Here is a 21,064-nt window from a genome sequence, read left to right on the forward strand (position 1 = left end):
AATCGTTGCTTTCCCCATGACATTAAACACCACGGCTTATTTTTCTGGCTAATTCCCTTATACTAGACGCTACAGCACCTCAATAACAGATGAGTAAAGTAGCGCACTATGAAGTTGGCCTCTCAAACCACGACCATTGGAACTTGGGCGCTCGCCATTAAGCGAACGCTAGACGCTCGTGGGGTTAACGGTGACAAACTGCTGCGCGAAGCGGGCATTGATGTCAGTCAATGTGGCGACCCTAACACCCGCCTCCCTAGCCAGAAACTCAACCGACTATGGGAGTTAGCGGAAGTAGCCACCGGCGACCCCCGCTTTGGGCTTAGCGTACCGATGTTCGTGCACGCCACCACGCTCCATGCTATGACCATGGCTAACTTTGCCGCCACCAGTTTGTACGACGCATTTTCCCGTTCGGCGCGCTTTTCGCGCATCATTACCACCACCATGCAGTTCGCCCTCAACAAACAGGATGGCGTCTATGAAATTGAATACCTGCTCACGGAACCTAACTCACTCAGTCAGCATGGTGTAGAAGCCAGTATGTTGCTATGTGTCCGCATGGCTCGTGAAATAGATCTAAACCCTGAAAATAAGCCCATAGCCGTTCACCTAAAGCGTCGTGAAAATAATGATCGAGCTTTCTTTGAACAGGCTTTTGGCTGCCCTGTTCATTTTGAATCTCAGCGCTGGTTTATTGAAATGGATGCCGCTCAGGTGGAAGCACCATTACCCACTGCAAACCCAGAAATTTTACAAAGCTGTGAGCGTATCATGGCCGAGTATTTGGCGCGGATGGACAAGGCGGATATTAGCCATCGTGTTTATCAGCTAATCTTAGAATATCTCTCCACCGGCGAGCCATCTCAGGAGCGGGTTGCCGATGCTCTCCATATGAGCACCCGTAGCTTGCACCGGAAGCTGACCGCTGTAGGCACCAATTTTAAATCACTTTTGGATAACACTCGCCGAGAATTGGCAATGCAATACATTCGCCAAAGTAATCTCTCTATTGCCGACATAACGTATAACTTAGGCTTCTATGACGCGAGTAGTTTCTCGCGCGCTTTTAAGCGCTGGACGGGTGTGTCACCGGCTAAGTATCGTCGTGACGTTGCCTTGAACTCACCGGCACAACAGGAATAATTCCCTTAATTTTGCGATCCCTTTCAGGTTAGAATGATCGTACAGCTGACTAAGGTTAAAGCATGAGCAAGCAAGATAAGACCCACTTTGGTTACTCCGAAGTTCCCGTTGAAGAAAAAGTCGAAAAAGTTGCCGGTGTTTTCCACTCGGTAGCCGCTAAATACGACATCATGAATGATTTGATGTCCGGTGGCGTGCATCGCCTTTGGAAGAAGTACACCATTGAGTGTTCAGCGGTTCGCCCAGGCTCCAAGGTACTCGACATTGCCGGCGGTACGGGTGATCTTACTCTGGCCTTCTCAAAGCTCGTTGGCAGTGAAGGGCAAGTGGTTCTCGCAGACATCAATAGCTCTATGCTCAACGTCGGTCGTGACCGCCTCATCGATAAGGGCGTTGGCGCACAGGTTCAATACTGTCAGGCCAATGCGGAATGTCTGCCCTTTCCCGACGACTACTTTGACTGTATTACCATTGCCTTTGGCCTGAGAAACGTGACCGATAAGGACGCAGCGCTTCGCTCCTTCCATCGCGTGCTGAAGCCCGGCGGCAGGGTATTAGTTCTTGAATTCTCGAAGCCAAGCAACCCATTGCTATCCAAAGTCTATGATACCTACAGCTTCAAGGCACTCCCATTTATGGGTAAGTTAATCACCGACGATGCCGACTCCTACCGCTATCTAGCTGAATCTATTCGCATGCATCCAGACCAGGAAACGCTGCGCAGCATGATGGACGATGCGGGCTTCGCTAATACCAAATATGACAATCTTACCGGCGGCATTGTAGCGCTACATCGAGGTGTTAAGCCTTGATCGAGGTCGCTGCCACCGCATCTTTAGAACAGGCTGTGAACGGAGCGCTGTCGCTAGACCCTGGTGCCAAGCATGTGTTGGCGCCACTCAATGGCTGCGTACTAAAGCTGAGTATTAGCTCGCCCACCATAACCCTATTCGCCATATTTTCCGGTGCCGAGATAAACCTCTATCAGCAGTACGCCGGTGATGTGCATTTAGAGCTAAGTGGCAGCGCGACTGAATTCGTCGCTATGGCTCGCAATCCAAAGAGTAATGCGTTAATTGATAGTGGTGTTAAAGCGCATGGGCAAACGGGAGTGTTGATCAAACTCAATGAGGCACTCCCCAAGCTAGATCTAGATCCCGAAGGAAAACTCGCCGAATGGGTGGGCCCTATTGCAGCCCACCAAATTGGCAGTGGGGCTCGCAAGCTCTGGTCAGGGCTGAAGCAAGCTAAAGTTTCCTTTGACCGCCTCGCCGGCGAGTCTATTCACTATGAAGCGAGACTGGCACCATCAAGTGACGAGTTAGCTCAATTTTCTGCGGATGTCCGCGATGTCCAACGTCGCTTCGAGCGTCTTGAAGCACGCTTCAATCAATGGAAATCTCGCTAATGTTTCGCGCACTCAAACGTGCCTTTGTGGTACTCCGACAACTTAAACGCTTTGGTGTCCATGAACTTGTAGCGCATCGCTTACCTATTGGAGCCAAATTAGTACTACTCCTTTTGGGGCCAACGGATAGCTCCTGGCAGAACAAACCAATGGGCGAACGCATTCGCGCCTGTTTGGAGTCACTGGGCCCAATCTTCGTTAAGTTTGGCCAGTTACTGTCCACCCGCCCAGACTTAATCCCGCACGATATTGCCCAACAACTCGCCTACCTCCAAGACAAAGTCACGCCCTATCCGAGTGAACTGTTCATGGAACGTGTTGAACAGAGTTTACAACGGCCGCTAGATGAAATGTTCGCGTCCGTTGAGCCACAGCCATTGGCTTCGGCCAGTGTCGCACAGGTTCACCGAGCCACGCTATTGGATGGATCTGAAGTCGTCATAAAGTGTCTTCGCCCCGATCTAGGGTCCGTCATTGACGACGATATTGCCCTCATGCACTGGCTTGCTCGCAAGGCACTTCAGTGGCTTCCCGATGCCAAACGCCTGCGACCTACCGAGGTGGTTAGCGAGTACCAACTTACGATAGAGCGCGAACTAGATCTGCGTATTGAAGCAGGCAACGCCTCGCTTTTCCGCCGTAACGCTCATAATAAGGGGCACCTATATCTGCCCGAAGTTTACTGGGACTACTGCACCCAAGATGTCATGGTGTCTGAATACATTGACGGCATCCCCGTCAACGATATGGCGCAGATCAAAGCTCAAGATACAAACCTCAAGATCCTTGCTGAACGCGGTGTGGAGATCTTCTTCACTCAAGTGTTTGAAGAGAACTTCTTTCACGCCGACATGCACCCCGGCAATATCTTCGTGAGCAGAAAGAATCCTAGCAACCCTACCTACATGGCCGTTGATTGTGCCATTGCCGGGTCGCTTAGCCGAGAGGATCAATACTATTTAGCCCGCAACCTATTGGCGATTTTCCGTCGCGACTACCGTCAAGTGGCGGAGCTACATATCGATTCCGGTTGGGTACCCGCTGCCACTCGCGTCGGTGATTTTGAAACCACAATCCGCTCCGTGTGCGAACCGATCTTCGAGAAGCCCCTAGGCGAGATTTCCTTTGGTAACGTGCTAGTCAACCTATTCCAAACGGCAAGACAGTTTGATATGCAGGTTCAGCCGCAACTAGTGCTATTGCAAAAGACGCTACTCAACATTGAAGGAATGGGTCGCCAGCTTTATCCGCAGCTGGATATTTGGGCTACCGCTCACCCCTTCTTGGAAAACTGGCTGAAGCATCGCTTTAAACCAACCACGTTGTGGGAGGAGCTAAAGCGCTATGGTCCCGACTGGTTAGAGAAGTTCCCGCAAGTTCCTAATTTGTTATTTGATGCCATCCAGCAGGCGGCTAAGCCAAACACGGAAAAGGTTGAAGTCCCTGCAAAGACCAAGACTTCGCGCACCCGCGCCTTAGGTTCGGTAACGCTGGTGATGGGTATTGTGGCAGGCGTCAGTGCAGGCCTGGTCTGGCCGGAACTACTTAACCGTGACACCGCGCTAGTCTGTGGTGCTCTCGCGGTGGGTTGGGTAATAGCTCGGTTAAGCCGTACTTAAATCGCCACCCAACTTGAATCTGGATAATTAAGTGAATGAGAACGCTATGAATAAGCTACTGAGTGACATCAAGTTCAATGATCAAGGGCTGGTCGCGGTCATTGCTCAGTGCGTTCACACCAAAGACGTTTTAATGATGGCATGGATGAATGCAGAGGCCGTGACCTTAACGCTTAAAGAAGAGCGTGCCGTTTACTATTCCCGCTCGAGGCAGTCGCTATGGCGGAAGGGTGAGCAGAGTGGCAATGTACAGAAACTGCACCGTTTCGACCTAGATTGCGACGGCGATACCATCCTGTTAACCGTTGAACAGATAGGCGGAATTGCCTGCCATACCGGTCGTGGCAACTGTTTTTACAAAACAGCGAGTGACAATGGTTGGCAGATCAACCAGAATGTGATCAAAAGTCCGAAGGCAATGTATAATGAATGACATAATTGCGCAGCTTGAAACAACTATTCAAGCGCGAATCGATAGTGCTGATGAAAACAGCTCGTACGTATCTCAGCTACACAACAAAGGTCTGAATAAGATCTTAGAGAAAGTTGGCGAAGAGTGTACCGAGCTAGTGTTAGCGGCCAAGGATTATGAGAACGGCAGTGATGTTGAATCACTCCCTAAGGAAGCAGCCGACGTGCTGTTTCACATGATGGTTATGCTCAACCACTTGGGTTTAAGCATCAACGACGTTACACAGGTGCTTGCCTCGCGCACGCAGCAATCCGGACTAGAAGAAAAGGCCTCAAGAGGCTAAAAGGAGTTAATTATGGCGCCGAGCATTTGGCAAATCCTCATCATCTTACTCATCGTAGTGCTATTGTTCGGCACGAAACGTTTGGGTGGATTGGGTTCTGACCTTGGTAAAATGATCAAAGGTTTCAAGTCATCCATGGGTGATGAAGACAACGCAAAGAAGGACGACGAAAACAGCGTCGCTCCTGCCGAAAAGATCAGCAGTGACGAGCGTAGCAAAACGACTACCACGGAAACCACTGAAAAGACCAAGCAGGACTAATCGCCGCGCATGGACATCGGTTTTCTAGAGTTTCTCTTAGTGATGATTGTGGGGCTGTTAGTACTCGGCCCCGAGCGCATGCCCGAGGTTGCCCGTAAAGGTATTTACTGGTGGGGCCGCGCAAAACGCACCATCAATGATACGCGAGAGGAAATCGAACGGGAAATCGGTGCCGACGATATTCGCCGCCAGCTGCACAATGAAAACATCATGAAGTCGCTGGGCGAAAGTAAGGCGGCGATTGAAGCTACCGTCAAAGAAACCACCGATAATATTCAGCGTTTTAAGACCATTGGCGAGAAAAAACCGCGCCATGGCAGCAGTGCAGCTAACGAAGGCTCCTTGGAGACCAGTGGTTCAACTGACAGCTTAGAGACTGTAAATGGCAGCAGTAATGCAGTCGATGGTCCGTCCCAACTTCAATCCAACGAAAGCACAGAGCGAAACGAGGCCCTGGCACCAAGCGAGGCTGTTAGCGAGTCCGTGATCGCGGCTAAACAACGCCGAGCGGATGAACTTGCGGTGATCAAAGCGAAAAAGGAGTTAGCCGCAATCCGCCAAGCGGAGGCGGAGCTAGCCGAACACATGGCAGTTAATGCAAGCAGCGCGGAGAAAGCAGATGCTCCAGCTGCTAGCGATATGAGTTCAGACGCAGAGACTAGCTCAGGTAGTCAGCATGCTAACGGCGCTTCCAGCTTAAGCAGCGAATCGGACCAAAAGGACAACCCGTGAGCGAGAATACGGCTAAAAAATCGACGTTTGTGGGCCACCTTATAGAGCTGCGTAGTCGACTACTAAAAATGTTCGCCGCGGTGTTTGTGGTATTCGCCTGTCTCTTCCCGTTCGCCAACGAACTCTACCAAATTGTCTCCGAGCCACTGCGTCGCTATTTGCCAGAGGGTTCATCGATGATTGCCACGGAAGTGGCTTCCCCATTCTTAACGCCGTTTAAGTTAACGCTGATGCTGGCATTTGTAACCGCCATCCCCATTGTGTTGGGGCAAATCTGGGCGTTTATCGCACCAGGACTGTATAAGCGCGAACGCCATATTGTGGCACCACTCCTGTTCTCATCAGTAGCCCTGTTCTATGGCGGCATGGCGTTCTGTTACTTTGTAGTCTTCCCGCTCGTCTTTGGGTTCTTTACTTCAGTGGGCCCTGAAGGGGTAGCGGTGATGACTGATATCAACCTCTACCTTAATTTCGTCATTAAGCTAATGCTCGCCTTTGGCATCGCCTTTGAGATCCCCGTCGCAGTTTTCATCTTGGCCTGGGTAGGTGCTATCGACGCTAATAAGCTAGCGCAAAAGCGTCCGTACATCATCGTCGGCTGCTTTGTGGTAGGAATGCTGCTAACGCCTCCCGATATCATTTCACAAACTCTGTTAGCGGTACCTATGTGGATGCTATTTGAAGTGGGCAGCTTCTTCGCCAAGATGATCCAGCGTTCTAAGGCGAATAATAGGGACCAAGAAGACACAGCTAATGACAGCCCTGAGCAGGATGCTAACTAGGCGATGAACTACTGGCTAGTGAAGTCCGAACCGGACGACTTTTCGCTTAAGGATTTAGAAGCCCTCGGCAGTGACGGCGAGGGTTGGAATGGTGTCCGAAATTATCAAGCTCGCAACTTTATGCGCGATGATATGGCACTGGGTGACCTCGTACTGTTTTATCACTCAAGCTGCAAACAGGTTGGCGTTGTCGGTATTGCTAAGGTCGTTAAGACAGCGTACCCAGATCCGTCTCAGTTTGACCCAGATAGCAAATATTTTGACAGTAAAGCCACAGTGGATACGCCCAGATGGTTTCAGGTAGATATTGCCTTCGAACGTGCTCTGAGACGTGTACCTCTGTCAGCAATGAAAGCCAATGCAAAACTGGCTGGACTTGCACTGATCAAAGCCAGTCGGCTATCCGTAATGCCAGTGTCAACAGAACACTTTGCTGAAATCCTAAAGATGGGCGAAGTAACCTAATTAAGCTGATGCCCATTGAGCAGAACTTGAGCGGAACTTAAGCTTATTTAAAACCAGCGCCCTGAATTCCAAACACCCGTCTCAACCGCGACGTATATCGCTAAAGTGCCGAAGGCAATCAATACCACACTCAATATGCCCATCAGCCGCCATAACTTAAATTCGCCCCGGTCAGCTCGGTGAATAGTGGAATTGAGGTACTCCTCAACACGAGCCAAATCTTCTGGACTCAAGTCTTCTTTATCACGCATTTTAACGCCCGTTTATCGTTATTATTTTTAACTCAGAGTAACGTGAACCCTGAGCTAAAAACAAGTATTTCCTACAGGACTAAATCTACGCTTAAACCCGCTTTGATTGAGCTGAGCAAAGCGTTGAATCGCGGCATAATTCGCATTTCAAAGAACTGCATACGCTGTTGTCGCACCGCCACATCATCACCCGTAGCCGCTGCCACCATTCGTAGCAGGAAGTGATGATAGCTCAGGTAACCTAACGCATGCAGATAGTCCACACTAATCGCACCTTCGCGCTGTGGATGCTCCGTTAATACTGCAACCATCTCCTCACTCAGCGTCAGGAATTGCTGGCTAGCTGATACGAAGGTACTATCTGGAGTAAGGCTGGAAAAGTCATCTAACATCGCCTTGAGTGCACTACCACCGTCCACACAGACCTTACGCTTCACTAAGTCCTGCGCTTGAATACCATTGGTACCCTCGTATATCTGGGCAATTCGCGCATCGCGGACCCACTGCTCTTGACCCCATTCGCGGACATAGCCGTGACCACCGAAGACTTGTTGGCCTATGACACAGCTTTCAAAACCCTGGTCGGTCAGGAAGGCCTTCACTACCGGTGTTAGTAGGGCCGCACGTTGCGCCATTGCTGCACTGTTTTCGCTCTTAGAGCAATCCAGACAGTGTGCTGCGTAGACAGCCAAAGCTCGACCCGCATCCGCCATCACGCGCATTGTTAATAGCATTCGCTTCACATCAGCATGACGATTAATCGCTGTCAGCTCGCCCGCGACACTACCTTGCTTGCGCTCAGCGGCATAGGTCATTGCGGAATCATAGGAGGCCACGCCCGATGCGAGACCCTGCACACCGATAGACAAGCGCTCGTAGTTCATCATGGTAAACATGGCCTGTAAGCCGCGGTTAGCTTCACCCACCAAGTAGCCCTTGGCGCCGTCGAAGTTTACTACGCAGGTTGCCGAGGCATTGATCCCCATTTTGTGTTCAATAGAGCCCACGATCACGGCATTCTGCTCACCCAAGCTGCCGTCGTCATTGACATGAAACTTCGGTACTAGAAATAACGAGATACCGCGATATCCTGCCGGTGCACCCTCAAGACGAGCGAGCACAAGGTGAATCACATTTTCGGTCATATCTTGATCACCGCCGGTAATAAACATCTTATTACCTTCGATGGCATATTCACCGTTGCCTAAATCCTGTGCTTTGGTGCGCAGTAAGCCAAGATCCGAACCCGCATGCGGCTCAGTGAGATCCATCACACCCGCCCAGCGACCTTCATACAATGCCGGGAGGTAAGTTTTCTTTAGGCTCTCGCTGGCATGTGCGTCAATACACAGCGCCGCACCAACGCTCAAGGTTGAATACAGCATGAAACTAGAATTCGCTGAGTAAAACAGCTCATCCGCCATCACTGACAATGCCTTAGGCATCCCCTGGCCACCCCAAACCGGATCACCCGCCATCGAAGGCCAACCGCCTTCGGAGAATGCAGCCCACGCCTCAACAAACCCAGACGGCGTATGCACACCATCGGCTTCTAATCGACAGCCCTCTTCATCGCCAGAGCGATTAATAGGAGCCAATGCTTCACGAGCAAACTTTTCGGCTTCACTTAGGATTGCGTCGCCGAGCTCAGCCGTATAGTCCGCAAAGAGTTCACTACCCTGCCAGCTGTTTTCTAGCTGGAAGACATCACGAAGGAGAAATTGCATTTCATTGAGTGCAGACATAGGGGCCTCAACTGGAGAAAAGTAGGGGTGTTAAAAAAGGCCGCTGGGATGATCCAGCGGCCTTGAGGTCTTATACGATGACGAACTGTTCTTCGTCCATATCCATGAGCGTATCAAGCGGCGCTTTCATGGTTGCTGCCAACGTAATAGTACGTGGCAAGATACGCGCGAAGTAGAACTTAGCCGTGTGCAACTTAGCTTCGTAGAAGGCGGTTTCTGACGTGCCAGCAGCAAGCTTTTCTGCTGCAGTCTTAGCCATCTGAGCCCAGTAGTAGGCCATGCAAACGTAACCCGCGTACATGAGGTAATCAACCGAGGCTGCACCCACTTCTTCCGGGTTTTCCATGGCTAGCATACCAATGTGCATAGTTAGCTCGCCCCACTCTTTGGTGAGTTCCTGCAGCTTCACTGAGTAACCACCAATCGCTTCATTCTCTAGGTTCTCTTTCGCGAACACGTAGATTTCTTTGGTCAGTGGTTTCAATAGTTCGCCGCCTGAGCCCAATACTTTACGACCTAGAAGATCAAGACCCTGAATACCGGTAGTCCCTTCATAGATCGTGGAGATACGACAGTCACGCATGTTCTGCTCTGCTGGCCATTCTGCAGTGTAACCGTGGCCACCGAATACCTGAACGCCCAAGCTTGCAGCTTCACAACCTACTTCCGTCATGAACGCCTTACCAATTGGAGTAAGGATAGATAGCAAGTCATCCGCAACCTTACGTTCTTCTTCATCTTTGCCATCGCTAACGATGTCAGCATTGTAAGCCATGTGGTAACCCATCATGCGCATACCTTCAGTCAACGACTTAATGGTTAGCAACATCCGACGAACGTCTGGGTGAACAATAATTGGATCGGCTGGACCGTCAGGGTTTTTCTTGCCTGAAAGCGAACGCATCTGCAAGCGGTCACGGGCATAATCAGTAGCGTGCTGAATAGCTAGCTCTGAGTGAGCCAAACCTTGGAACGCCGTACCGATACGAGCAGAGTTCATCATGGTGAACATGTAGTTCAGACCTTTGTTCTGCTCGCCAATTAGGAAGCCTTTGGCGCCGTCGAAGTTCATCACACAGGTCGCGTTACCGTGGATACCCATCTTGTGCTCAAGCGCGCCACAGCTTACTGCATTACGCTCGGCAACGTTGCCGCTGTCATCAAGATTGTTCTTAGGTACTACGAAAATTGAGATACCTTTGGTGCCCGCTGGAGATCCTGGAACACGAGCCAACACCAAGTGAATGATGTTTTCAGCCAGGTCGTGATCACCCGCTGAGATAAAGATCTTAGTACCGGTAAGCGAGTAGCTACCATCGGCATTCGCTTCCGCTTTGGTGCGAAGTAGGCCAAGGTCAGAACCACAGTGGGGCTCGGTTAGACACATCGTGCCGGTCCACTCACCTGAAACCATGCGTGGCAGGAAAGTGTCCTTCTGCTCATTTGAGCCGTGAGCCTCAAGCAAGTGCTTAGCACCGTGCGAAAGACCTGGGTACATACCCCAAGACCAGTTTGCCTGACCAACGATTTCAGAAACCGTCATGCCGAGTGAAACCGGAAGGCCTTGGCCGCCGAATTCTGGATCAGCAGAAAGTGAAGGCCAACCGCCTTCAACAAACTTTTGGTAAACTTCTTTGAAGCCACTTGGCGCGATCACACCATCTTCGCCAAGCTTACACCCTTCACGGTCACCCGTTACATTCGTCGGAGCAATTTCCTGCTCTGCGAAACGACCAATCTCATCAAGAATGGCATCAACCATATCTGGTGTTGCGTCTTCGCCACCATTGATCTTGGTGTAAAGCGTGTTGAAGTCGAAAATTTCATCGCGAACGAAACGAATATCACGAAGTGGGGCTTTATAATCTGCCATGTGGAGAACCTCTTAATTATACCAATGCGGGCGCCAAAACGAGGGCGCAGACCGAGCTACTATTCAAACACTTGTTTGAAACATACGTTTAAGGTCATAACGTGTCAAGATTTGGACAACACCTTGTTGCCGCGATGCCCTTAAATTTAGTCGAATCTGAACAGTTTGCGCGATTGAAACTCGCATTGCCGTCTCCCATGTGACTTGCTTGAAGCCCTTATTTAACAGGACTTCTAACAGATCAACGAAAGACGGCTTGGCGGTTTCAGCAAAACAGGCAATTTGTGACTAGATAGTCGCAAATAGTTACCGTATTTACCCAATCAACGTCTGTATGTCTATATACGAGGCAGCGGCGTGAGCAGATTGCTCAGTTAGGAAAGGCACCACTCCAAGACACGGAGCGGGGAGGCGTTGCTTAAGCGTTTCAAGATTCTCCTCAAAGCGAGGCATTGATCCGGTAGCGCTGTTAGCCACCCAACCAACAAATGGCAAACCGTCGCGGCGAATCGCCTCAACCGTCAGCATGGCATGACTTAGACAACCTAACGTCATATCTATTACCAGAATCACACCGAACCCGAGCTCGCGGGCGATCTCCGAAACGTACTCGCGATCATTTAGGGGAACGCGCCAACCACCAGCACCTTCAACCAGCGCAAAATCCACCGGGGTCATTAACGCCCCGCGGATCTTTCCGGTGATACCGGTGGCATTCAGACGTTTACCCTCATCCACTGCCGCAATGTGTGGCGCAATAGCCGCTTCTAAACACACCGGATTGACCAGCTGGTAGGGGAGTTGAACCGTAGAGGCCCGCATCAGATTGAGCGCATCTTCATTGCGTAGCTTGCCATCGTGAAGTTCCGAGCCCGCCGCGATGGGCTTTAACCCAAGCGTACTCAAGGACTGCTGTTGAGCGGCCCAAAGGATTGCCTCAGCAATAAAGGTTTTTCCAACATCGGTATTCGTACCGGCAATAAAATAGCGGTGTTTTTTCATTATCTATCCTAATTCAACTTATTCAGCGTAAGCTGTACCACATCGTAATGGGTGCGGTAGTTTCCGCCTCCGGCTTGCAACGCAGCGTCACCCCAGCTCTTCAAATCTGACCTTGTGAGGGCCTTGCGCGACCCATTGAGAACACAGTTAGCGCCCACCCCACGAAGATGCTTAAGTAACTCCGAGAAGTTACTCGCCTCAACAGGCGTTTGGTAGCGCTGCAACTCACTAGCTAGTTGAGAGTCGTTCGCATGTTCCAACCAATCCGTATGGGCGGGAAATTGATTCACTCGATTACCTAAACCTGCCTCAACCGCTGACTCTCTCAGCTCCGCTAAACTTAGCTCGCCCAGCGTTGCCACCCAGGCTTTACCGTTAGGTTTCAACACTCGAGCGATTTCAGCAAAAACCTTCGCCGGGTTCGAGCACCACTGAATGGCTAGGCTACTGACTAGCACTTCCACAGAGTTGTCCTCCAGCGGTAACGCTTGCGCATCACCTACCATGGAGTTAAACCCAAGGCTACGGGTATGCGCTACCATCTCTGGACTGAGATCGATACATAGCAACTCGCCGCCAAAGCGTGAATGAAGTTGTTTTGCGCAATAGCCGGTGCCACTGCCTAAATCCACCAGCAGACCTTTCGTTGGCAGCTGAATTCCTGCCATGAGACTATCTGCCACTCGCTGCTGCAGGTTCGATGATTCCGCATAGCTATCCACAGCGCGCGAGAAACTCCGAGCAACTTTGCGCTGTCTCTCGCGAAACCAATACTGCTCAATGAGCGCTGCCAAACGCTCGGGTGCAGCTAACGGCAAGTCATGTGACTGGCCCGCCAACACTTCAACCTCTGCCTCCACTTCTGGGCGAGGCGCCACCAGCGCATCCTGCTCCCCCAACACGTAAAACGCCCCTTTGGGGACGGGTACATACGCCGCTAAATCAGCCAAGCTAAGCGTGTAGTTGTTGAGTTCTGCCTGCAAATAATGCGTTATCTGGGTAACATCCGCGGCCAATGGTCCACCGTGCGAAATCAGCGCCGCGAAATAGGCTCGCGCTCGCTCTCCACCCTTGGCGACTCGCTTTTGAAACTTGGCCAGATCATTTGCCTTAAGGCCATGACCCGACTCCACGACAAAGGAAGCGCGTCCCGCAATGGCGACGATGGATTCGAATATCACTCCGCGTTGCTGGAGTCGGGCGACGACTTGGACTCCTAGCGACCAAGCTATGACTCGAGGTCGTTCATTCTCCAACTGCTTGTACAGTGCTTCAAACCAACTCTCGTAATCGCTATCCGCCGGCTGATCCACAACCTGTAAAGGCATGCTTAGCTGATCACTTAGGGCTTGCCATACAGACGCCTTAAAGCCCCAGCCATTAAGCACCAGGACTGACGACGGGTTAAAGCTGCCCTGAACATCGCCGTGAGACTGCTGAGCAATCGGCATTGATTCAGCCGACAGAGGATAAAGCGTGTTAAATAAGGTCACTACTTCTGACCTCCGATATAAGTTGTTCAATCTGCTCACTCGTGTGCGCAGCTGATAGTGAAATACGGAGCCGCTCCGAACCTTTTGCGACAGTCGGTGCGCGAATTGCTCCCACTAGGAAGCCCTTAGCCTCTAACTGCTCCGAGAGCGCCATTAGTCGAGCATTATCGCCAACGAGGATAGGCTGAATAGCACTATGGCTGTCACTCAAAGGCAAGCCAGCTTGCTGAGCACAGCGACGAAAGTGAGCAATATTCCGCTGAAGCCGTGCAATGGCTTCGTCATTTTCCTGAATGAGCTGCAACGCAGCAGAAGTCACTGCGGCCTGAGCGGGAGGCAATGCGGTGGTGTACACATAGGTTCGAGCGAAATTACTTAAGCCATCAACGAGCGACTTCGATCCACACACTAATGCGCCATAGGATCCCAAGGCCTTACCGCAAGCTACCATCAGAATATCGGGTTTAATTGCGGTGCTGGCGCCGCCGCCATGATGACCAATTACCCCTACACCATGGGCGTCGTCAACGAGGAGGGTGGCGCCGTACTCACGACACACTGCCTCAATTCCTATGAGATCAGCCAGGTCACCATCCATTGAATAGACACTCTCAATAGCCACTAGGGTGGGCTCATTGGAGCGACTGAGAAAATCGCGCAGCTGGGCCACATCGTTGTGACGGAAACGGCGAAAATTTGCCCCACTCAGGGAGCCACCATCTAGCAAGCTGGCATGATTTAGGCGGTCATGCAGTACCCGATCTCCCTTGGCTAGCAACGCAGCCATGATACCCAGGTTGGCAGCGTAGCCGGAGGAGAACACCATGGCTGCCTCATAACCAAAAAACTGCGCAGCGCGCTGCTCAAGCTCATCGTGGTGTTGGCTGTGGCCCATGACTAGGTGGGAGGCTCGACCGCCCACACCGTGGCTGGCAATTGCATCATGCGCTGCCTGCTTGAGTTCATCCCGCTGACTGAAATCCAGATAATCATTACTGGCAAAGTCCACACCCTGGCGCACGCGCACGTATCGCTTGGCATTTTCCTGCTCAGCGATAGCTAATCGGGCGCTTAGGCGATCAATTAGCACGCAGCATCCATGGCGTCGTAGAAGGTTTTTGCTGCGGGTTTCGCCGGCTGCTCCTTCAATTCCTCGCGATTGATCCCCAAGCGTGCGAACAGCTTAAGATCATCATTGGCTTCTGGGTTTGGTGTTGTTAATAACTTCTCACCATAGAAAATAGAGTTCGCGCCGGCAAAAAACGCCATAGCTTGCATCTCATCGGACATTTCTTCACGGCCGGCTGACAAACGAACATAGCTAGTGGGCATGATGATTCGCGCTACCGCGATGGTGCGAATAAACTCGATAGGGTCTAATACCTCTTGCCCCTCAAGTGGCGTGCCAGCGCAGGCAACCAACTGGTTAATAGGTACTGATTCTGGGTGCATCGGTAAGTTTGCCAACTGTACCAGCAAGCCCACGCGGTCACGCTGCTCTTCGCCTAAACCTACGATTCCACCAGCACAGACTTTCATGCCCGAATCGCGAACGTTCTGCAACGTTTCCAACCTATCTGAGTAGGTACGCGTGGTGATAATTTCGCCATAATACTCAGGCGAAGTGTCGAGGTTATGGTTGTAATAATCTAAGCCAGCATCAGCTAAAGCCTGAGCTTTATCGTCGGATAACATACCCAAAGTCATGCAGGTTTCTAGGCCAAGCGCTTTAACTTCCTTAACCATCTCGATGACGTAGGGCATGTCCTTTGCCTTGGGGCTACGCCATGCGGCACCCATGCAGAAACGTGTTGCCCCAGTTGCTTTGGCGTCTTTCGCCTCTTCGACAACGCGCTGGAGTTCCATCAAACGTTCACGCTCAAGACCGGTATCATAGCGAGCACTCTGAGGGCAGTAGGTACAGTCTTCTGGGCAGGCACCGGTTTTAATCGATAGCAAACGGCTCACCTGAACTTGATTGGGGTCAAAGTTCTGACGATGAATAGTCTGCGCAGCGAACAACAGATCATTTAACGGACGATTAAATAACTCGGATACTTCGGCCACCGACCAATCATGGCGGGTAACAGGAGAGGATGCTGTCATAATAGGTTCTCGCTATTCATTATATTTAGGGCGCAAAGGCGTAATGTCACTGCTGTCAGCCCTGCGCAAAGGTTCTCTATGGAAGACATCCTGCGAAAGCTCAGATTGATTGTCAACCAAATTTCGCTAAATGGTTTACATTGGCGACAAAGTACCCAGAAACTGATGGCCGAACTCCCATTTGAATGTCCGCTGTGCCGCTGTGGCTGTGTCTGGCCGGATCGTTGCTGTGGGCCATGTGCAAACGAATTACCGTGGAATTTGCAGGCCTGTCGAGTTTGTGCGCACCCCTTACAACGGAGCAAAGATCGATGCTTGGTGTGCCCGCCCCACAACTGGGATCTCGCCTTCTCGGCATTCTCCTATCGTGCGGAAGTTCGCTGGGCACTAGCACGCCTTAAACTATCCGAAGCTATCGATCTAGGCGCGATGTTAGGCCAACTCCTAGAACAGTATCTCAATACTCGCCGCTTGGCCTCACTCCCCGATGCGATTATCCCGATTCCAATTAGCCGACAACGTTTCCGCGAGCGAGGCTTTAATCAGGTAGAGGCGCTGCTCAAGGGTATGAGTTGGCGGTATCGTAACCGCGTTCATCCACTACTCGACGTGTCGTCCAGCGCTAACGTAAAGGCTCGCAATGCCACCCAGCGTTGGCGGCGCAACAATCCCTTTCAAGTCACTCAAGAGGTACCCGAACGTATTGCGATATTGGATGACATCTACACCACTGGTTCCACCCTCAGCAGGGCCACTGAGATACTGCAGCAAGCGGGTGCAAAATATGTGGAAGTCTGGACCATAGCGCGAACCCCACGACCGGGCTACGGAGACTGTTATTGGCTTCCGGATACGACATCTTATTCAACCACAGATTAGTCAGGCCGATTATTAACGCCGCCACCTAAAAGGGAGTACACTAGCGAGATACTTTTGGGATATCGCTCACTATGCAACATATATGGTACGAACTGGATCAGGACGCGGTGATTGAAGCCGTTGAGTCGCTGGGCTATTTGAGTGACTTGCGTCTATTTCCCTTGAACAGTTATGAGAATCGAGTGTGGCAGGTAGGCATTGAAGACAGCGTGCCGCTGATTGCAAAATTCTATCGCCCCAATCGCTGGAGCAACGAACAGATTATCGCTGAGCATCAGTTTACCCGCCATCTCGCCGACGCCGAAATGTCCGTCGTGCCGCCCATTGCGATAGATAGACAAACCCTTTTCAGCCATAAGGACTTTCGCTTCAGTATCTTTAAGCGCCAAGGTGGTCACGCTCCGGAGTTAGATAACTTCGATCACCTCGAAAAACTCGGTAGAGCTCTGGGTGAAATTCACCAATTAGGTCAGCAGGTTGATCTGAGTTTGCGCGATTCGATGTGCGACGCTCGAATGGCTAAGGTCGCGAGAGACTTCATCATTGCGGGGGAATGGGTGGGCGAAGCATACCGTACCCAATGGATTGATTTGAGTGGCGACATGATCGAACAAATCGACACCGCCTTTAAGCAGGTGAATCCTAAGCTGATTGCGCTTCATGGCGACTGCCATCCTGGTAACATACTCTGGCGAGATGACCGACCGCACTTTGTAGACTTTGATGATTGCATTCGCGGGCCTGCCATGGCAGACCTGTGGATGTTTTTATCGGGCGACCGGGCGGATAAGACAGCACAGCTCGATGCGATTATTGAAAACTACGAGCTTTTCACCCACTTCGACCAAGCCGAACTCGCACTTATCGAACCGCTCAGAGCAATGCGCCTGCTACATTACACCGGTTGGCTAGCTCGCCGCTGGGAAGATCCAGCGTTTCCCATGCACTTCCCCTGGTTTAATAGTGAACGATATTGGGGAGAGCAAATTCTTGCGTTACGCGAGCAGTTAGCGGCGCTGAACGAAGCGCCGTTGAGCTTGGTGCCTTATTAGTCAGAGCTGACATGCGATTGAGCATGGTACTCAAAACCAAGCAAAGGCCTTTAAACGCTAGAGTGCTAAGAAAGCCAAGCAATTCCGTAACTAGGCGCGGCAGAAACTAAGCGCTGTAGAAACTGTGATCCATGGTTTGGGCTGGTTCAATACAGGTTGATTCACCACGAACCGTAGCTGGTACACCGGCTACTACGGTACGCGGTTCAACATCCTGAAGCACGACACTACCTGCGGCAATCTGCGCGCACGCACCCACTTCGATGTTGCCGAGCACTTTCGCACCCGCGCCCACTAAAACACCGTAACGAATTTTTGGATGACGGTCATCGGATTCCTTCCCTGTACCGCCCAACGTCACCGAGTGAAGAATAGAAACCATATCTTCGATAACGGCAGTTTCGCCAATCACAATTCCCGTAGCATGGTCAAACATTACACCCATACCAATCTCCGCGGCAGGATGAATATCTACGCCTAAGCGATGAGATATTTGGCTCTGGAAAAACAACGCCATAGGATGACGATTATTGACCCAAAGATAATGCGCAACGCGGTAGCTCTGTAGTGCCAAAAAGCCTTTGAAATATAAGAAGGCAGTAGCTTTCGAGTCACAGGCTGGGTCCCTGCCATGGACCGCTGCTAAGTCTAAGCGAATGCAATCTACTTGGTCGGCTAGCGCCTCTTCGGCAAGTTCGCGAATTGCTAACGCCGGTAAAGCCGTGCAGTCTAGTTTCGAAGCAATGTGATAGCTCAACGCCGAGAGCAAGCTGTTATGCTTCAAAATGGTAGCGTGCAGATAAGACGCTAGCGAGGGTTCTTCGCTTGCCCAAGCATTGGCGCTAAATTGAATTTCAGCCCATACTGAATCGATGACGTTTGCTGTTGCCACTTCTGCTTTCATTTCATTAAACCTCGTCTGCGCATCCGCGGAACCAAGAATAGCTCAATCACTACGATAGCCAAAATTACTCCCACTCCATCTGCAACCAAGTCTAGCATTTCCGCTGATCGCCATGGAATTACGGCTTGTAACAGTTCCACCGCTAAGCCAAGCAGGAAACTGCCGATATACACTAAAAAACGCCAATTGGGATAGGCGAAGAAAAACAAACCGCAGATACCGCCGAAGGCGATAGCATGCTCTAGCTTATCGATATGCTGAATATCCAAGACTTGGGGTGTTGGAAGGCTGCAGACAATAATGACAACGATTGCCGAGAACCACGCCAGCCCTTTCCAGTAACGCTTTATGAAACTCATTCTTCATCCCTGTCTAATACAGCTCGCGTGAAGTAGTGAAATCCCGGCACTGTTTTGTGTGGTGCGGGACGTGAATACTGATGCACAAATCCTAAATGCTGATACTTGGCTATAGCTGCGGTGTTAGTCTTCGCTACGTCCAAGCTCAACATTGAACATTCAAGCTCATAGGCCTTTTGATCGGCAAAATCTATAATTCGTCGAAGAATACTCTGCCCTCGGAACAGCGGGTCAACTGCGACACCGCTAATATGAAGGCAGTCGGGCTTCGGCGCTGGCAAGCTCCGTTCTAACCGAATTGCGCGCCAACTGCAGGTTAACGCAGAACTAAAACCGTAGTAGCGAAAAACTTGAGTAATCCCCGGTCCCGATAACGCCTCAGCCGCAGCCACGTTGGCTAGGATAAATGTCGCAACCACATTATCATCTGCCGTGACACACCAAATGTTGTTATGGCTCAAAGCGGTGTCATCTCGGGTAAAACTATTGGCCAAAAACGCCATCGCTCGGGATGAATCGCCATTCCCATATAACCATGTGAAGGCCTCTGACCCAGAGCTAAAAAGAAGCGAGACGGCCTGCTCATACTCAGCGGCATAGGTGCGGCGAATATGAAAATCAGGCATTTTTGTCGTCAAAACTAATTACCTCGGAAAGGGTCTGAGTGTTTGCGTCTAACATACAGAGTCGATCAACGCCCATCGCCACACCAGCGCAGCCAGGCATTGAAGTATTAAGTGCATCGATCAAATTCTGATCCAACGCAACCGTGGGCTTATTCTGCTGTGTTCTTAGCCTTAATTCGCGAGTAAATCGCTGGTATTGCTCTGCGCCATCCGTCAACTCAAAGTACCCATTGGCCAACTCTAGTCCGCCGTAAACAAGCTCGAAGCGCCGTGCTACTTGGCCGTAATCACGGCTACAAAGCTGCGCCAGCGCCGATTGACTAGCCGGAAAGTCAAAGATAAATACTGGATTCGCTAATTTGGGTTCAATGGCATGACTAAAAATAATATCTAGCCAACCGTCTCTGTCCAGCGCCAAAGGTTCGAGTCCAGTAAGCTCAGCACCTAACTTCGCCAATTCATCATCCGAGGCAACAAAGGGGTCTACGTTTATAGCGTCAACGAATAGCGATCGATAACTCACTCGAGAAGCCGGAGGCATTCTCAGAATACGCTGACATAACGCCTCAACCTCATCCATCAACTGGAATTCATCAAAGCCAACGCGATACCACTCGAGCATGGTGAATTCACTATTATGTCGTCGTCCGCTTTCACCTTTGCGAAAAACCTTCTGCAACGCATACACATCACCATAACCGGCCGCGACCAAACGCTTTAACGGAAACTCAGGGGAACTCGCTAGCCAGCGATCCTCACCCTCAATCTTCAGAAGCTCGATGTTAAGATCCGTGCCACCCGCTGCGCTGAGCAACGGTACTTCTACCTCGAGGACTTCCCGTTCGGCGAAGAATTTGCGAAGGCCCGACAATATTTTCGCGCGCTGTTGGAGCGATTGTAATGAAGCCGTGGGGCGCCAGGATGTCATAGTGTTCCTACCTGCGATACGCTGCGTTTAAGCAGCGTAATCGGTGGCTGGCAATCAGTCTTTCGAACGACCGAGGTATTCGCCAGTCCGGGTATCAATTTTAAGCTTGTCGCCGATTTCAACGAATAGCGGTACTTTAATCGTTGCCCCGGTAGTCATCTCCGCAGGTTTAGTTGCGCCCTGTGCCGTATCGCCTTTAAGGCCAGGATCAGTGTGAGCAACCTCTAGCACGACATGATTGGGTGGTGTTACCGTTAACGGCGAGCCGTTATAAAGCGTTACGGTGATCACATCCTGTTCGCGTAACCAGTTTTTCTGATCAGCAACCGCCGACTCTTCGGCTTGATACTGATCAAAGGTGTTTGGATCCATGAAGTGCCAGAATTCTCCGTCGTTGTACAAGTATTCTAACTCAACATCCATCACATCAGCCGCTTCAAGGCTTTCACCGGACTTAAAAGTACGCTCCCAAACTCGACCCGTACGCAAGTTCTTCAAACGAACACGGTTAAAGGCCTGACCTTTCCCAGGCTTAACATATTCGTTTTCAACAATTGAGCATGGATCGCCATCTAACATGACCTTCAGGCCACCTTTGAATTCGTTAGTAGAAAAATTAGCCACTTTAATTTGCCTCACAGGTTCGGAGCGCAGCGCTCCTTAAAATAAAATATCTGA

24 protein-coding genes are annotated in these 21,064 nt (G+C 50.9%); 12 read left to right on the forward strand and 12 right to left on the reverse strand.

The window, feature by feature from the left end:
* Positions 1 to 108: 108 nt before the first annotated feature.
* From Q0698_RS01400 to Q0698_RS01445, 10 genes are all read left to right on the forward strand, one after another.
* Positions 109 to 1,146 carry an AraC family transcriptional regulator gene (locus Q0698_RS01400; RefSeq protein WP_298632990.1) on the forward strand — a complete coding sequence of 346 codons (1,038 nt, stop codon included), beginning with the start codon at positions 109 to 111 and terminating at the stop codon, positions 1,144 to 1,146.
* A gap of 62 nt (positions 1,147 to 1,208) precedes the next feature.
* Entirely contained in the window at positions 1,209 to 1,958 is a 750-nt protein-coding gene (ubiE, locus tag Q0698_RS01405; protein ID WP_298632992.1) for a bifunctional demethylmenaquinone methyltransferase/2-methoxy-6-polyprenyl-1,4-benzoquinol methylase UbiE, read from the forward strand.
* Positions 1,955 to 2,554, forward strand: a complete 600-nt coding sequence (locus tag Q0698_RS01410; RefSeq protein ID WP_298632993.1) for an SCP2 sterol-binding domain-containing protein — start codon at positions 1,955 to 1,957, stop codon at positions 2,552 to 2,554. The genes ubiE and Q0698_RS01410 overlap by 4 nt, the downstream gene beginning before the upstream one ends.
* Positions 2,554 to 4,173: a ubiquinone biosynthesis regulatory protein kinase UbiB gene (gene ubiB / locus Q0698_RS01415; protein ID WP_298632995.1), complete on the forward strand. Its 1,620-nt coding sequence runs from the start codon at positions 2,554 to 2,556 to the stop codon at positions 4,171 to 4,173. The genes Q0698_RS01410 and ubiB overlap by 1 nt, the downstream gene beginning before the upstream one ends.
* A 46-nt stretch (positions 4,174 to 4,219) precedes the next feature.
* Positions 4,220 to 4,606 (forward strand): phosphoribosyl-AMP cyclohydrolase, encoded by a 387-nt coding sequence (hisI, locus tag Q0698_RS01420; protein WP_298632997.1) that lies wholly within the window; start codon positions 4,220 to 4,222, stop codon positions 4,604 to 4,606.
* Positions 4,599 to 4,928, forward strand: coding sequence for a phosphoribosyl-ATP diphosphatase (locus Q0698_RS01425; RefSeq protein ID WP_298632999.1), 330 nt, complete (start codon positions 4,599 to 4,601; stop codon positions 4,926 to 4,928). Before hisI ends, Q0698_RS01425 begins: the two co-directional genes overlap by 8 nt.
* Positions 4,929 to 4,940: 12 nt before the next feature.
* Entirely contained in the window at positions 4,941 to 5,189 is a 249-nt protein-coding gene (gene tatA, locus Q0698_RS01430; protein ID WP_298633001.1) for a twin-arginine translocase TatA/TatE family subunit, read from the forward strand.
* 9 nt (positions 5,190 to 5,198) lie between these two features.
* Positions 5,199 to 5,921 carry a Sec-independent protein translocase protein TatB gene (gene tatB, locus Q0698_RS01435; RefSeq protein ID WP_298633003.1) on the forward strand — a complete coding sequence of 241 codons (723 nt, stop codon included), beginning with the start codon at positions 5,199 to 5,201 and terminating at the stop codon, positions 5,919 to 5,921.
* Positions 5,918 to 6,703 (forward strand): twin-arginine translocase subunit TatC, encoded by a 786-nt coding sequence (gene tatC, locus Q0698_RS01440; RefSeq protein ID WP_298633005.1) that lies wholly within the window; start codon positions 5,918 to 5,920, stop codon positions 6,701 to 6,703. The genes tatB and tatC overlap by 4 nt, the downstream gene beginning before the upstream one ends.
* Before the next feature lie 3 nt (positions 6,704 to 6,706).
* Positions 6,707 to 7,168, forward strand: a complete 462-nt coding sequence (locus tag Q0698_RS01445; RefSeq protein WP_298633007.1) for an EVE domain-containing protein — start codon at positions 6,707 to 6,709, stop codon at positions 7,166 to 7,168.
* Between the two features lie 47 nt (positions 7,169 to 7,215).
* On the opposite strand, the gene Q0698_RS01450 is transcribed toward Q0698_RS01445, so the two are convergent.
* The 7 genes from Q0698_RS01450 to bioB all read right to left on the reverse strand — a co-directional run bounded on the left by Q0698_RS01450 (position 7,216) and on the right by bioB (position 15,638).
* Positions 7,216 to 7,419 (reverse strand): DUF3094 family protein, encoded by a 204-nt coding sequence (locus Q0698_RS01450; RefSeq protein ID WP_298633008.1) that lies wholly within the window; start codon positions 7,417 to 7,419, stop codon positions 7,216 to 7,218.
* A gap of 71 nt (positions 7,420 to 7,490) precedes the next feature.
* Positions 7,491 to 9,164, reverse strand: coding sequence for an acyl-CoA dehydrogenase (locus Q0698_RS01455; protein ID WP_298633009.1), 1,674 nt, complete (start codon positions 9,162 to 9,164; stop codon positions 7,491 to 7,493).
* A 70-nt stretch (positions 9,165 to 9,234) separates the two neighbouring features.
* A complete protein-coding gene (locus tag Q0698_RS01460) occupies positions 9,235 to 11,037 on the reverse strand; it encodes an acyl-CoA dehydrogenase C-terminal domain-containing protein (RefSeq protein ID WP_298633011.1) in 1,803 nt (600 codons plus the stop codon).
* Positions 11,038 to 11,352: 315 nt separating this feature from the next.
* A complete protein-coding gene (gene bioD / locus Q0698_RS01465) occupies positions 11,353 to 12,039 on the reverse strand; it encodes a dethiobiotin synthase (protein WP_298633013.1) in 687 nt (228 codons plus the stop codon).
* 8 nt (positions 12,040 to 12,047) lie between these two features.
* Positions 12,048 to 13,532, reverse strand: a complete 1,485-nt coding sequence (locus tag Q0698_RS01470; RefSeq protein ID WP_298633015.1) for a methyltransferase domain-containing protein — start codon at positions 13,530 to 13,532, stop codon at positions 12,048 to 12,050.
* Positions 13,519 to 14,622, reverse strand: a complete 1,104-nt coding sequence (locus Q0698_RS01475) for an 8-amino-7-oxononanoate synthase (RefSeq protein ID WP_298633016.1) — start codon at positions 14,620 to 14,622, stop codon at positions 13,519 to 13,521. The genes Q0698_RS01470 and Q0698_RS01475 overlap by 14 nt, the downstream gene beginning before the upstream one ends.
* Entirely contained in the window at positions 14,616 to 15,638 is a 1,023-nt protein-coding gene (bioB, locus tag Q0698_RS01480; protein WP_298633017.1) for a biotin synthase BioB, read from the reverse strand. The genes Q0698_RS01475 and bioB overlap by 7 nt, the downstream gene beginning before the upstream one ends.
* 78 nt (positions 15,639 to 15,716) lie before the next feature.
* Here bioB and Q0698_RS01485 point away from each other — a divergent pair, with 78 nt between their 5' ends.
* Together Q0698_RS01485 and Q0698_RS01490 are read left to right on the forward strand one after the other, a co-directional pair.
* Positions 15,717 to 16,517, forward strand: coding sequence for a ComF family protein (locus tag Q0698_RS01485; RefSeq protein WP_298633018.1), 801 nt, complete (start codon positions 15,717 to 15,719; stop codon positions 16,515 to 16,517).
* Between the two features lie 71 nt (positions 16,518 to 16,588).
* Complete coding sequence (locus Q0698_RS01490; RefSeq protein WP_298633020.1) at positions 16,589 to 17,569, forward strand: serine/threonine protein kinase; 981 nt, start codon at positions 16,589 to 16,591, stop codon at positions 17,567 to 17,569.
* 106 nt (positions 17,570 to 17,675) lie between these two features.
* On the opposite strand, the gene cysE is transcribed toward Q0698_RS01490, so the two are convergent.
* Genes cysE through efp form a run of 5 tightly spaced genes read right to left on the reverse strand, consistent with a single transcriptional unit; the run spans position 17,676 to position 21,010 of the window.
* Positions 17,676 to 18,473, reverse strand: a complete 798-nt coding sequence (gene cysE / locus Q0698_RS01495; RefSeq protein ID WP_298633022.1) for a serine O-acetyltransferase — start codon at positions 18,471 to 18,473, stop codon at positions 17,676 to 17,678.
* A complete protein-coding gene (locus tag Q0698_RS01500; RefSeq protein ID WP_298633024.1) occupies positions 18,470 to 18,832 on the reverse strand; it encodes a VanZ family protein in 363 nt (120 codons plus the stop codon). Before Q0698_RS01500 ends, cysE begins: the two co-directional genes overlap by 4 nt.
* Positions 18,829 to 19,470 carry a GNAT family N-acetyltransferase gene (locus Q0698_RS01505; protein ID WP_298633026.1) on the reverse strand — a complete coding sequence of 214 codons (642 nt, stop codon included), beginning with the start codon at positions 19,468 to 19,470 and terminating at the stop codon, positions 18,829 to 18,831. The genes Q0698_RS01500 and Q0698_RS01505 overlap by 4 nt, the downstream gene beginning before the upstream one ends.
* Positions 19,451 to 20,386 (reverse strand): EF-P lysine aminoacylase EpmA, encoded by a 936-nt coding sequence (gene epmA / locus Q0698_RS01510; RefSeq protein ID WP_298633028.1) that lies wholly within the window; start codon positions 20,384 to 20,386, stop codon positions 19,451 to 19,453. Before epmA ends, Q0698_RS01505 begins: the two co-directional genes overlap by 20 nt.
* 54 nt (positions 20,387 to 20,440) lie before the next feature.
* Complete coding sequence (efp, locus tag Q0698_RS01515) at positions 20,441 to 21,010, reverse strand: elongation factor P (protein WP_298633030.1); 570 nt, start codon at positions 21,008 to 21,010, stop codon at positions 20,441 to 20,443.
* Positions 21,011 to 21,064: the final 54 nt, after the last annotated feature.

This window comes from uncultured Umboniibacter sp., from assembly GCF_947497555.1.
In the GTDB taxonomy this organism is placed as follows: Bacteria; Pseudomonadota; Gammaproteobacteria; order Pseudomonadales; family DSM-25080; genus Umboniibacter.